Source organism: Arthrobacter sp. SAFR-023 (assembly GCF_051965295.1).
Lineage (GTDB): Bacteria > Actinomycetota > Actinomycetes > Actinomycetales > Micrococcaceae > Arthrobacter.
In genome coordinates this window covers 25,083-38,696 of sequence record NZ_JBQCMF010000017.1, presented here as the reverse complement: position 1 = coordinate 38,696, position 13,614 = coordinate 25,083, and the positions used below count along the sequence as shown (strand labels likewise).

10 protein-coding genes are annotated in these 13,614 nt (G+C 65.8%); 9 read left to right on the top strand and 1 reads right to left on the bottom strand.

The window, feature by feature from the left end; all coding sequences use genetic code 11:
* Positions 1-84: 84 nt before the first annotated feature.
* The 9 genes from ACTHQX_RS17535 (at position 85) to ACTHQX_RS17495 (ending at position 11,839) form a co-directional block, all read left to right on the top strand.
* Positions 85-582 (top strand): MarR family winged helix-turn-helix transcriptional regulator, encoded by a 498-nt coding sequence (locus ACTHQX_RS17535; RefSeq protein WP_102973229.1) that lies wholly within the window; start codon positions 85-87, stop codon positions 580-582.
* A 61-nt stretch (positions 583-643) separates the two neighbouring features.
* Positions 644-2,617, top strand: a complete 1,974-nt coding sequence (locus ACTHQX_RS17530) for an MFS transporter (protein ID WP_440158946.1) — start codon at positions 644-646, stop codon at positions 2,615-2,617.
* A gap of 333 nt (positions 2,618-2,950) precedes the next feature.
* Positions 2,951-4,684 carry an ABC transporter ATP-binding protein gene (locus ACTHQX_RS17525; RefSeq protein ID WP_440158918.1) on the top strand — a complete coding sequence of 578 codons (1,734 nt, stop codon included), beginning with the start codon at positions 2,951-2,953 and terminating at the stop codon, positions 4,682-4,684.
* Positions 4,685-4,836: 152 nt separating this feature from the next.
* A complete protein-coding gene (locus tag ACTHQX_RS17520) occupies positions 4,837-6,768 on the top strand; it encodes an ABC transporter ATP-binding protein (RefSeq protein ID WP_440158945.1) in 1,932 nt (643 codons plus the stop codon).
* A 59-nt stretch (positions 6,769-6,827) separates the two neighbouring features.
* Positions 6,828-7,256 (top strand): acyl-CoA thioesterase, encoded by a 429-nt coding sequence (locus ACTHQX_RS17515; protein WP_440158917.1) that lies wholly within the window; start codon positions 6,828-6,830, stop codon positions 7,254-7,256.
* Between the two features lie 2 nt (positions 7,257-7,258).
* Positions 7,259-7,546, top strand: a complete 288-nt coding sequence (locus ACTHQX_RS17510) for a hypothetical protein (RefSeq protein WP_440158916.1) — start codon at positions 7,259-7,261, stop codon at positions 7,544-7,546.
* A gap of 54 nt (positions 7,547-7,600) precedes the next feature.
* On the top strand, positions 7,601-9,832 hold the full coding sequence (locus ACTHQX_RS17505; protein WP_440158915.1) for an McrB family protein: 2,232 nt from the start codon (positions 7,601-7,603) through the stop codon (positions 9,830-9,832).
* Positions 9,833-9,869: 37 nt separating this feature from the next.
* Positions 9,870-11,066: a 5-methylcytosine restriction system specificity protein McrC gene (locus ACTHQX_RS17500; protein ID WP_440158944.1), complete on the top strand. Its 1,197-nt coding sequence runs from the start codon at positions 9,870-9,872 to the stop codon at positions 11,064-11,066.
* A 224-nt stretch (positions 11,067-11,290) separates the two neighbouring features.
* Positions 11,291-11,839 carry a TetR/AcrR family transcriptional regulator gene (locus ACTHQX_RS17495; protein ID WP_111902914.1) on the top strand — a complete coding sequence of 183 codons (549 nt, stop codon included), beginning with the start codon at positions 11,291-11,293 and terminating at the stop codon, positions 11,837-11,839.
* Between the two features lie 56 nt (positions 11,840-11,895).
* Here ACTHQX_RS17495 and ACTHQX_RS17490 read toward each other — a convergent pair whose 3' ends face one another.
* Entirely contained in the window at positions 11,896-13,590 is a 1,695-nt protein-coding gene (locus ACTHQX_RS17490) for a sensor histidine kinase (protein ID WP_440158914.1), read from the bottom strand.
* Positions 13,591-13,614: the final 24 nt, after the last annotated feature.

The following is a 13,614-nucleotide window of genomic DNA, read 5'->3' as shown; positions in this document are numbered from 1 at the left end:
AACCCGATCTCACATTGCTTAGTTTCCTAAAGCAACCATTTATTGGTATAGTTGCCTAAGGTAAGCAATAAGGGGCAATCCATCATGGCAGTTGAGCCAAACACGGCGGCCGAACTCGTGCGGCAGATTTTCGACCTTCAGCGCGCCGTCCGGTGCGCGGCCGTCTCGAACTCGCGCGGCCTGGAGGCTGGAGTGGCGCTGCAGGGCGTCCTTCGCTTCGTGGGGGAGAAGGAATCCCGCGCCACGCACCTCGCCGCAAGGCTGGGGGTCAGCGCTCCGGTCCTCAGCCGCCACATCGCGGAGCTTGAGGAACTTGGGCTGGTCCATCGTCGGCCCGACCCCGACGACGGCCGGGCGCAACTGGTCGCCCTCACGGACGCCGGCCGCGCGAAGCTCGTCGAGATCGAGGAACACCGCGTGGCCACGCTGCAGGAATACCTCCAGGACTGGAGCCAGCAGGACGCCGCAGAGACGGCGAAAGTACTCTCCAAACTTGCGGAATCCCTGCGGGAATCCGCCCGGGCAACGACGGCCGGCCCCATCACAACCACTACCAAACGCAAGGAGCAGTTCATTGGCTAGCCACGCTGCCGCCTCCGGGACGGCCACGTCACGCCCTTCGGCCCACGCGCCCCAGGCCCCCATGACACACCGGCAGATCATGGAGGCCCTGACCGGGCTCCTGGCTGCCTTCTTCACCGCGATCCTCAGCAGCACCATCGTTGCCAACGCGCTGCCCACCATCATGTCCGAGCTCAAGGGCACACAGACGGACTTCGCGTGGGTCATCACCGCCGCGCTGCTGGCTAACGCAGCCACCACCCCGGTCTGGGGCAAACTCGCTGACCTGTTCGACAAGAAGGTCCTGGTCCAGCTCAGCATCGTGATCTTCGTGGCGGGATCGGTGATGGCCGGCCTGTCCCAGACCATCCCGCTGCTGCTGACGGCCCGCGTTGTCCAGGGCATCGCCATGGGCGGCCTGACAGCGCTGGCCCAGGCGATCATCGGCTCCATGATTCCGCCCCGCGACCGCGGAAAGTACTCCGGCTACATGGGTGCGGTCATGGCCGTCGGCACGGCCGGCGGACCGCTGCTGGGCGGCTTCATCGTTGACAGCCCGCTGGGCTGGCGCTGGACGTTCTTCGTCTGTGTGCCGCTCGCCGTCGTCGCCCTCATCCTGCTGCAGATCACGCTCAAGATCCAGCATGTCAAGCGGCCTGCCAAGATTGACTGGCTCGGTTCCATCCTCCTCACCAGCGGCGTCAGCCTGCTCCTCATCTGGGTGTCCTTCGCGGGCAACCCCGACTACTACGACTGGTGGTCCTGGCAGTCGGCGCTGATGGTGGGCGGCGGCGTGGTGCTGCTGGCCCTGCTCATAGTGGTTGAATCCAAGGTCGAGCAGCCCATCATCCCGCTGAAGATCATCTCCGAGCGCACCACCGCCCTGGCGATCTGGGCCTCCGTGGCCGTGGGCGTGGCAATGTTCGGCTCCTCGACCTTCCTGGGCCAGTACTTCCAGGTGGCACGCGGCGCAACACCCACCGAGGCGGGCCTCCTGACCCTGCCCATGATCGCCGGCAACCTGGTCGGCTCAGTGGTTTCGGGGCAGATGATCAGCCGCACCGGCAAATGGAAGCGCTACCTGATCACGGGTACGGTGCTGCTGATCGGCGGCCTGGGCCTGGCAGGCACCATGGACCACACCACGGAACTGTGGCAGGCCGGAGTGTTCACGGCGATCCTGGGCCTGGGGCTCGGCATGCTCCTGCAGAACCTCGTCCTGGCCGTACAGAACACGGTCAGCGCCAGCAATATCGGCACAGCCAGCGCTTCTGTGGCGTTCTTCCGCTCCGTAGGCGGTGCAATCGGGGTGTCGGTGCTGGGCGCGATCATGAGCAACAGGGTCAAGGAACTGGCCACCCAGGGCCTTGCCGACGCCGGCATCAAGGCAGGCTCCGGCGCTTCAGGCGCCAGCCTCGACCTGGCCGACATGCCCGCCCCGATCCGGGACATCATGCGCGCTGCCTACGGGGACGCGACTGCCGAGATTTTCCTCATCTCTGGAGTCATTGCCGTTGTTGCCCTCATTGCCGTGCTCCTGATCAAGGAACAGCCGCTGCGCCGGACCGTGGACATCCGCCCGGAGGCTGCTGCCGATCCTGAACCGGATGCCGGGCTGGCTTCCGGGCGGCCTGCCGCTGAGTATTCCGACGACGACCTCGAGCGTGAGTTCGCCGAAGTTCTGACCCGCCAACTGGCCGGCGACGCCAAGTCACAGTCCTACGCCAGCCGGCAGCCGGCAGCGGAACCCGTCCTGCCGATGAACGAACCGCCGGCGCGGGCCCGGACCATGCTGGCTGAGATGCACACCAAGCCTGCGGACCTGGTGCCGCTCATCCAGGAAACGCAGGGGCTCCTCGCCGAGCAGCAGCTTCAGCTGGCCGCGGCCCTGAACGCCGTGGCCCGGCAGGCTGAGCAGCAGCGAATCATTGCGCAGGAGCAGGCCCGGGTCAGCGCCGAACTGAAGGCGCTGAGTCGCCGGCTGGGCAAGGAGCGGAAGCTCCAGAGCGCCGCGGCGCACTACATCGCCTCGCACGGCAAGCACCGCGGCGAATAGCGCCCGCTCCGACGGAGTTTTTGTCCAGATAATGGCGGCTAAACCCCCTCCAGGGGCCAATATCTGGACAAAAACTCCAGGTAAGGGGGCAGGGTGTACGACGGCGGGGAGCCGGCTTGGGGGCTGAAGTGTACGTTCGCGCTCGGGTGCGGGAGCCGGCGTCGTCCGTTCGACTCTTGGGTGCGTGAGCCGGGCGTCGTCCGTTGGGATGATCTTCGCGCATTACGTTTCGCACGGGCAACAGATTTCGTAGAGTTGGAAGGCTTGGGCTGTCAGTCCCGTCTGCTATTACTTCTCTTAATTCATTCGCGCTCTCCCGAAGGATCCGTGAGCATGCTCGTCACCCTCATACGGCGCTATTCCAAACCGTATTTGCCGTACATCCTGGCTGTCGTCGCCTTCCAGCTGGCATCCACCATTGCGGCGCTCTACCTGCCCAGCCTCAACGCCCAGATCATCGATGAGGGCGTCTCCCGCGGCGACACCGACTTCATCTGGCGCACCGGGGCCGTCATGCTCCTCGTGGCCTTCCTCCAGGTGGGCACCGCCGTTGCCGGCGTCTACTTCGGGTCGAAGACCGCCATGGCGATGGGACGCGATCTTCGCCGTGGGGTTTTCCGCAAGGTGACCAGTTTCTCGGCCAAGGACGTGAACGCGTTTGGCGCTCCCACCCTGATCACCCGCGGCACGAACGACGTCCAGCAGGTCCAGATGCTGGTGCTGATGGGCCTGAACTTCATGGTGTCCACACCCATCATGTGCGTCGGCGGCATCATCATGGCCCTGCGCGAGGACATCAACCTGTCCTGGCTGGTCTGGGTCTCGGTCCCCATCCTCATTGTGGTGGTCGGCTACATCGTGGTGCGCCTCATGCCGCTGTTCCGCTCCATGCAGACCAAGATCGACCGCATCAACGAGGTCCTGCGCGAACAGATCATCGGCATCCGCGTGGTCCGTGCCTTCGTCCGGGAACCGTACGAGACGGAGCGCTTCGGCCAGGCCAACAAGGAACTGACGGACGTCTCGCTCAAGATCGGCGCACTGTTCGTCCTGATGTTCCCCGCGATCGGCATGATCCTGCACCTGTCCACCGCCGCCGTGCTCTGGTTTGGCGGCCAGCGGGTGGACGCCGGCGACATGCAGGTCGGCTCCCTGACAGCGTTCCTGCAGTACCTGCTCCAGATCCTCATGGCCGTCATGATGGGCACCTTCATGGCCATGATGATTCCGCGCGCGTCCGTCTGCGCAGACCGCATCGGCGAGGTGCTCGACGTCGAACCGTCAATCCACGACCCCCTGCAGCCGGTCACGCCCAAGCAGCTGGAGGGCGTGGTGGAGTACCGCAACGTCACGTTCGCCTACCCCGGAGCCGAAGCTCCTGTCCTGAGCAACATCAGCTTCACCGCCCGCCCGGGGGAGACGGTGGCCATCATCGGCTCCACCGGCGCCGGCAAGACCTCGCTGCTATCGCTGCTGCCGCGCCTCTACGACGTGGCCGACGGCGAAGTGCTCCTCGACGGCGTCCCCGTCAGCCACTTGGACCGCGAGGAAATCACCAACCGGGTGGCCCTGGTTCCGCAGCGGCCCTACCTGTTCTCGGGAACCATCAAACACAACCTCCGCTTCGGCAAGCCGGAGGCTACCGACGACGAACTCTGGGATGCGCTGCATGTGGCCCAGGGCGACGGTTTCGTGAAGGAAAAGAAGAGCGGGCTCGCATCCCGCATCGCCCAGGGCGGCACCAACGTGTCCGGCGGCCAGCGCCAGCGCCTCTGCATCGCGCGGGCCCTGGTCACCAAGCCAAAGGTGTACCTCTTCGACGACTCGTTCTCCGCACTCGACGTCGCCACCGACGCCCGGCTGCGTGCCGCCCTCAAGCGCACCACCACCGACGCCACGGTCATCATCGTCGCGCAGCGCATCTCCACCATCACCGAAGCGGACCAGATCCTGGTGCTGGACAACGGCAGGATCGTTGACCGGGGAACGCACGAGGAACTCCTCGAAACGTCGCCCACCTACCAGGAAATTGTTGAGTCCCAGCTGAGCGTGGAGGAAGTGGCATGAGCGCCGACAAGAAGGGCATCGGCCAGGACCTCGACGTAGGCACCGGCCAGGACGCTGAGAAGCTGCAGAGCCGGACAGGCACGGAAGCTCCGGTCCTCGAAGACGACGACTTCGTCGAGGAGGAGTACAAGCCGGGCGAGGCCGACGGCGGCATGTTCGGCGCGATGCCGGCCAAGAAGGCCCAGCATTTCTGGCCGTCCGCCAAGCGGCTCATGGGCCTGCTGAAGCCGGAAGCCGCCGGCATCTACGTTGTGGTGGGCATGGTGATCATTTCCGTGATCCTCAATGTCATTGCGCCGAAGGTACTGGGCCAGGCCATGGACGTGATCTTTGGCGGTGTGGTGGGCAAACAGCTGCCCGCCGGCGTCAGCAAGGACCAGTTCGTAGAAGGGCTGCGGGCACAGGGCCAGGACAACTTCGCGGACATGGTCTCCCGGATGGAGCTCGTGCCCGGAACCGGCATCGACTTCCAGAAGCTGACCGTCCTGATTTCAGCCGTGCTGCTGATGTACTTCGTGGCCAACATCTTCCTGTGGCTCCAGGGCTACGTCCTCAACAGGATCGTCATGAAGGTGATCCGGCAGCTCCGCGACGACACGGAAAAGAAGCTCAACCGGCTGCCGCTGAACTACTTCGACACCCGGCAGCGCGGTGACGTGCTCTCCCGGGTAACCAACGACGTCGACAACGTGCAGCAGGCCCTGCAGCAGGCCTTCGCCCAGCTCATCAGCTCAGTGCTGACGGTGGTCGGCATCGTCATCATGATGTTCATCGTCTCCTGGCAGCTGGCCCTGATCGCCCTGATTGCCCTGCCGCTGTCCGGTGCCGCGGCCGGCGTGATCGGAGCGCGCAGCCAGAAGCTGTTCGCCGCGCAGTGGAAGAACACCGGCGAGCTCAACGGCCAGATTGAGGAGTCCTTCTCTGGGCATGACCTGGTGCGCGTCTTTGGCCGCGACGCCGACATGCTGGACCGCTTCGAGGAGCGCAACGAGGCCCTGTACAAGGCCAGCTTCGGCGCGCAGTTCGTGTCCGGCATCATCTTCCCCGTGATGCAGTTCGTCTCCTACCTCAGCTACGTCGGCATCGCCGTCGTGGGCGGCCTGCGGGTGGCCTCGGGCAGCATGAGCCTGGGCGACGCCACGGCCTTCATCCAGTACTCGCGCGAGTTCACCCAGCCGCTGGGGCAGATGGCGGGCATGGCCAACATGCTGCAGTCCGGAGTGGCCTCGGCCGAGCGCGTGTTCGAGTTCCTGGACGCGGATGAGCAGCACGCCGAGACCGCCACGCGGCACCTGCCGGCCAAGACCGACGGCCACGTGGAGTTCCAGGACGTCACGTTCAGCTACACGCCGGACAAGCCCCTGATCGAGAACCTGTCCTTCACCGCCGAGCCGGGGCACACCGTGGCCATCGTCGGCCCCACCGGCGCGGGCAAGACCACCCTGGTGAACCTGGTCATGCGCTTCTACGAGCTCAACTCCGGTTCCATCACGCTCGACGGCGTGGACGTCACCCAGCTGAGCCGGGCCGAGCTGCGCTCCAAGGTGGGCATGGTGCTGCAGGACGCCTGGCTGTTCGGCGGCTCCATCTACGACAACATCCGGTACGGCAAGCTGGACGCCACCGAGGACCAGGTCATGGCAGCGGCGAAGGCCACCTTCGTTGACCGCTTTGTCCGGGCGCTGCCTGACGGGTACAGCACCGTCATCGACGAGGAGGGCAACAACGTCAGCGCCGGTGAAAAGCAGCTGATCACCATCGCCCGCGCCTTCGTGGCCAACCCGTCGCTGCTCATCCTGGACGAGGCCACCAGCTCGGTGGACACCCGCACCGAACTCCTGGTGCAGAAGGCCATGGCAGCCCTCCGCACGGACCGGACCAGTTTCGTCATCGCGCACCGCCTGTCAACGATCCGCGACGCCGACACCATCCTGGTCATGGAGAACGGCAAGATCGTGGAACAGGGCAACCACCAGACCCTCCTCGCCGCCGAGGGCGCCTACTACCGGCTGTACATGTCGCAGTTCGCCGGCGCGGATGCCGAGGAGATGCCCGTGGACGATTCGACGGCGGTGCACAGCTGACCCCCGCGAACGCCGGAGGCGGCCACCCGGACCCCCGGCGCATTGAGGTGCTCGTGCCCATGCGCTGGGGGGACATGGACGCCTACGGCCACATCAACAACGTCCAGATCGTCCGCATGCTGGAGGAGGCGCGCATCGCCGCCTTCGGCCCGCCCGCCGGTGCCGGGCTGCCCGGGATAGACCCGCACGTGTCGCTCTTCAACGCGGTTCCCAAGGGGACCATGGCGCTCGTGGTGGACCACCGGATCCGTTACGTGAAGACCCTCGAGTACCGGAACGTTCCGGCGCGGGTCCAGGTATGGGTCGGGGCCGTCAAGGGCGCCAGTTTCGACATCCACTACCTTGTGCAGGACCCGGTAACTGGCGACGATTGTGTGAAGGCCTCAAGCCACCTGGCCTTTGTCGATGAAGCCACCGGAAGGGTACTGCGGCTGACTCTGGAGCAGAAGCAGCTGCTGGAGCCCTTCATTGAGCGCAAGGAGCATTGACCGTGAAATCGAAGCGCGCGGGAACGTGGAACGTGGGAACGAAAAAAGCGGCAGCGAGGAAAAAGTCCTGGAAGGAACTTCCGCCTGCGGCGCGCACCGGCACCATCGTGATTGGAGCGGCGCAGCTCGCCTTCCTGGCCGCTGCCCAGCGCGACCTTTCGCGTCGGCCCGACGAGCAGATCCGCGGCTCCAAGATGTTCTGGCGGCTGGCCACCCTGGTCAACTTCATCGGCCCGGGCTGCTATTTCGCCTTCGGCCGGAAGCGGCTGCCAGCTGTTACCGGCAAGTAGCTTCCGGGCCGGCCATGGTGCTTGCGTTCAGGTTTACCCTGTAAATTTGAACGCATGACCCCCGCCCCAAAGCCTGCCATGCACCGCGCCCTCGGAGTCTCCAAAGAGATCGAGGACGCCGCGTGGTTTGTGCTCGGCGCCGGGCTGCAGGGCAAGCCGTCGGCGTTGGACGGCCGTACGCAGACGTGGACGGCGGAGGCCGCAGCGGAACTCCTGGAACGGCTTGAACGGGGAGTCGCGGACGCCAAGGCGCCCATGATGACCAACCTGCGGCACAACCTGGCGGACGCATCCGCCTCGGCGAAGCAGCTGGCCGTGGAGCTCCTCTTCCTGCAGTCCCTGCCGCTGGCGCACGAGGTCAAGTCGCTCAAGGTCAAGCGTGCCCGCGTAGCGGAGGCGGCGTCCTGGCTCGAACCGCCGCTGGAGCTCCCGGAGGAGCTGTACCAGGGCATGACCGACCACGGCGTTATCCGCGACCGGACTGCCGAGTTTAACTGGACCATCTGGGACCACCTGAAATGGCTTTGCCGGTTCGTCCGGCACGTCGACAGGCAATCCACCGCCGTCATCAATAAGGCGCTGAAGGATCCGCTGGCGTTCCACCTGCTGGCGGCCGGCACTCCCGAGGACCAGCCGGCCATCCGGCGCAGCATCGAATACCTCGCCTGGCCCAGCTACTTCGAGCCGGTGGTGGCCGACATCGAACGCCAGGAGATCAGGGACGCCTTTGCCTCCCTCGTCGGCGGGGCCAAGGGGGACAGTGAGGAGGAGATCACCGCCGACATCCGACGCATCCGCCTGCACCTGGATGAGCAGGCCGGCCAGCGCATCGACTGGTACGCCCGGCAGCTGGTGAGCCAATGGCGGAAGGTCGGGGATCCGGGCCGCCGCGCCTGGCTGCTGCGCACCCACCACGACAACGCCGAGCTCCTGGCTGCCTGGCAGGCAGAGGAGAAGGTGACGCTCGACGTCGAACACCTCCGCCTGCTCGACGCTGGCGTTACCGCCGGGCTGGTCCAGCACGCCGTGGACGAGGACTACAAGCATCTCGGCTACGTGGAGCGGGAGGACACCAAAACCGCCGTCTTCGCCTTCCTGACCGTGATGAAGCCGGGCGACTTCGCGCTGTACCAGAACGCCGGAACCGTCCGGATCGGCGTCGTGCTCGGGGAACCGGACCATAACGCGGACAACCGGCGGATGCGCCGCAAGGTGCGGTGGTTCGACGAGGCCCACGCCGTGACCGACCTGCCGCGGCACATCCAGCGCCAGCTGGCCACCCCCGGCATCGTCGTCGACGTCACCCGGGTGGTGCAGGCACTGCAGGCGCTGCTGCCCGCCGAGGCGGAAACCGAGCCCGACGCCGATGCCTCACCCGCCACCGTCGCCCTCCCACTGCTGGGCGGCTTCCGTCCGGTGACGCAGGAGTTCGCGGACTCCCTCCACATGGAGGCGGAGCCGCTGCAGGAGATCGCCGATCTGCTGGAGGAGAACCGGCAGCTGGTGCTGTACGGGCCGCCGGGAACCGGCAAGACCTATCTGGCCAAGCACCTCGCCGCCGAACTGGCGCAGGACAGCACCGACGAGCGGGTGAAGCTCGTCCAGTTCCACCCGTCCTACGCGTACGAGGACTTCTTCGAGGGATACCGGCCGGACAAGACCGACGAGGGCCAGGTTTCCTTCAAGCTTGTCGCCGGGCCGCTGCGCCGGCTCGCGGAGGAGGCGGCCAAGCCCGGCAACGAGTCGAAGCCGTACTTCCTGATCATCGACGAGATGAACCGCGCCAACCTGGCCAAGGTGTTCGGCGAGCTGTACTTCCTGCTGGAATACCGGGATGACCGGATCTACCTGCAGTACAGCCCCAACGAGCCGTTCACGCTCCCGGACAACCTGTACATCATCGGCACCATGAACACCGCGGACCGCTCCATCGCGATGATGGACGCCGCGATCCGCCGCCGCTTTGCGTTCATCGAACTGCACCCGCAGACCGAGCCGGTGAAGGGCTCGCTGCTGAGATTCTTGGAAGCCCGGCAGCTCGACACGACGCCGGCGCTGCTGCTGGACGCGCTCAACCAGGCCATTGACGAGTGGGACCGCGACCTCATGATCGGGCCGTCCTACTTCATGAAGAAGGCCGCGCAGACCCCTGCCGGCCTGCGCCGGATCTGGAAGTACGAGCTCATGCCGTTGCTGGAGGAGCACTACCACGGGCAGCTGAACCGGGCCCAGCTGGAAGAGCGCTTCGGGCTGGACCAGCTGCTGGGACGCCTTGCGGCTCGCTAGCCCCGCCGGCCAAGCCCAGGCGTTGCGGCACATCGTTCTGGACGAGCTCTCCCGCGGCACCGTGGAGAAGCTCGACGCCGAAAGCGCCGCCTTCCTGAACTCCAGCGGCCTGACCAAGGCAACGCCGATGGGCTTGGGACTGTTCCGGATCGAGCCCGTCGGCATGGTGGGGTCCGTGCGCACTCCGCGGGTGCAGCTCGACGTGCGGCCGAAGGACCGGCTCGGACTGAGCCGTCTGCTCTTTCTGCTGAGCTACGCCGGGGACCAGGGCTTCCGCGACGACACCGTGGCAGCTGACGAGGATGCCGAGCTGTGGAGCGCCCTGGCGGCGTCGCTGGTGCAGCTCGCCGAACGTGCGCTGCAGCGCGGCGTCCTGCAGGGGTACGTCACCGTCGACGAGTCGCTCCGGACAGTCAAGGGCCGCATCCGCATCTCGGACCAGATATCCCGCCGTCCCGGGATGCTCGTGCCGCTGGAAGTTTCCTACGACGAGTTCACCGAGGACATCCCGGAGAACCGCATCCTGCGTGCCGCGCTCGAGCGCATGTCCCGTGTCCCGGGCGTCCGCCCGGAGGTGCTGGGCCGGCTGCGGCAGCTGAAGGGAAAGCTCGACGGCGTTACCCGCCTTCAAGCCGGCGCTCCGCTTCCGCCGTGGCGGGCCAGCCGGATGAACCTCCGCTATCACGCGGCGCTGAGGCTCTCCGAGGTGATCCTGCGCAATGCTTCCGCGGAGGCGGGGGAGGGCAAGCAGCAGACGGCGTCCTTCGTCGTCGACATGGGCAAGGTCTTCGAGGATTTCGTCGGCGCCGCGCTGCGCCGGGCCATGGCGGCCTTTCCCGGCGACATGAGGCTGCAGTACAACGCGCTGCTGAACGAGGCGGTACGGGACTCGGACCGGCTGACAGTGCGCCCGGATGCCGTGCACCTGCTGGGCGGCCGGCCGGTGGTGGTTTACGACGCCCAGTACCGCGCGGGCACCGACCAAGGCGCCTCCCTGTCGGCGGACCATTTCCAGATGCTGGCCTACTGCACGGCCTTGCGGGTGCCCACGGCCTGGCTGGTCTACGCGGGGGCGGGCGAGGTCAAGCTGAGACGGATCCTCAACACCGACATCGACATCGTCGAGTTTCCGCTGGATATTTCCCGGCCGCCGTCGGAGATCCTGGCAGCGGTGGCTGACCTTGCCGAGCAGTCCTGGGGAGAAGTGGTGCGCCAGGCGGGCCTCGGACGCTAGTCGCACCTGTATGAACAATAGCCCAAGACAGACAGGTCTGTCTTGCGTTTTGGGATAGACTGTTCCTAATGGCAGAGGTACCAAGCTCCGAGCCGTGGAGCGCCGGGAGAGAACCTTCCGGAGGGCTTCACACTGGACCGCAGCCTACCGCCGCGCCGGGTGTCCCGCTCACATCGGGAGGCCGGACGTATGGCGAGGAGATTGCGGCGACCGGTGCTGCCAGGATGCACGAACGAATCGTCAGCGCGGCCTACGACCTCTTTGCCCGGCGTGGCGTCCGGGACGTCGGCATCAATGAACTCATCAGCAGTTCCGGCGTCGCAAAGGCCACCTTCTACCGCCACTTCGCTTCCAAGGACGAGCTCGTACTCGCGTTCCTTGAGAAGCGCGACCAGGTGTGGACCCTCAACGCCATCGTGGGGGAGGCCAGGCGCAGGGCGGACACCCCCGAACAACAGCTGCTGGCCATTTTCGATGTCTTCTCCGACTGGTTCCATCGCACCGACTTCGAAGCGTGTTCCTTCATCAACGTGCTGCTGGAAATGGGCGCCTCGCATCCGCTGGGACGCGCCAGCATCGACTACCTCGCCAAGATCCGCGGTCATGTGAAGCAGCTCGCGGACGAGGCCGGGCTGCAGCGGACCGATGACTTCTCCCGGTCCTGGCACATTCTCATGAAGGGCTCGATCATCTCCGCGGCAGAGGGCGACCTTGACGCGGCCCGGCGCGCCCGGCGGCTGGCCGGCTGGCTTATCGAGGACCACCGGGCATAACCCGTAGAGGACGCGTCCACCCGGCAAACGCCCCGCAAAACGCCGCGGGCAAGAGCTCAGTTCTGCACCGGCACCGCAAACGTAAACGTGGTGCCTTTCCCCACTTCGCTGCGGAGCGAGACCCGGCCGCCGTGTGCTTCCACGATGGCCTTGCTGATGGACAGCCCGAGTCCGACGCCGGGGATCGCCGAATTGCGGACGGCTGCGGACCGGAAGAACTTGGCGAAGACCTCCTCCTGGTCCTGCTGGCTCATCCCCATGCCCGTATCGCTCACGCTGCACATCATGTGGCCGTCCTCGGCGCGCAGCGACACCACCACGTCGCCGCCGTCGGGAGAGTATTTGATGGCGTTCGATACGAGGTTGTCAAGCACCTGCGAGATGCGTGCTGCGTCGATGTGGGCCTCCAGCGTCTCCGGGGCGTCGGCCCGCAGGTGGATGCCGGATTCCGCCGCCCGCGGCAGGGCGGCGGTGACGCTGGTGCGCACCAGTTCAGCCATGTTCACGGCCTTCGGGGAGACGAGCAGCTGGCCGTTGCGGCTGGACAGCAGGTCCGAGACCAGCGTGAGCAGCCGCTCCGAGTTCCGCCGGATGATTTCCAGGGTGCCGCGCTGGGAGTCGGCGAGGTCGTCGTCATCGTCGTCCAACATAAGCTCGACGTAGCCAAGAATCGAAGTGAGCGGCGTCCGGAATTCGTGGGAGACGTTGGAGACAAAATCGTCCTTGGCAGCCAGGGCGTTCACAAGCTCGGTGACGTCGCTGAACACAATGACGGAGCCCGCGAAGTTCCCGTCCTGGTCCTCCATAGGCCTCGCGCTGGTGGAAATGGCGCGCTGGTCGGCCCCTGCCCCGAGCCACACGAGGTAGTCGGTGAACTCCTCGCCGAGAATCGCGCGCCGGACGGGCCGCTGGTCGACGGGGACCAGGGTTGTCCGGTCGGCGGAGAACACCAGCAGTTCGGACTCGTTGGGATCTTCGATGGTAGGCGGCGAAGCCAACAGGTGATGCTGGCGCTGCTTGCGGTTCATCAGGATGTCGTTGCCCTGCGCATCGACGGCGAGGACGCCCAAGTGCACCGTGTCCAGGACCGTATTCAATAGCCGTTCCTGGCGCTTGCTGCCGGTCAGCACGCCGCGGAGCTGGGAGTCCTTTTCCTCCAGGTCGCGCTGCTGCTCCTCCAGGTCCCGCTGCTGCCGGACCATGCTAAGCGTCATGACGGACACGGTTACGCCGATGCCCAGCATCATCACGGGCAGCAGGAAGGAGCGCGATAGGTCTTGGCCGGAGACGGCGCCCCGCAGAAACAGCGGCACCCAGATGATTGCCAGGGGGCCGAAGAACGATATTGCCACCGCCGCTTTGGGAAACAGCCCGGACGCACATAACCAGATGACCGGAAAGACCGCCATGAGGCTGAGTCCCGTCAGGCTGTCCTGGCCGCCTTCCCTGCCCAGGCAGATCGACACCAGGTCCAGGAGCGGTACTACCAGGAATGCCGGATACGGCAGTCGGTGCCAAGGCACGGCGTAGCAAAGGATCAGTATTACTGCCTGTGACAGCAGAAAGCTGATGAAAAGGGGATTGAGCAGCGTTTCAGGGAAGAACGCCAGAATGAGAAAAGCTGTGATTCCTGCCGTCACGGAAAGCGGCATTTGGCTCAGCATCACCCTGCCCCGCAGGGAGTACTCGTGGAAGGGCTTGCGGAAGAGCAGGATCCGGCCGGAGGAATCTTTCCAGGCGATACTGCTCATGGGCGCGGGTCCATCCGGACGGGG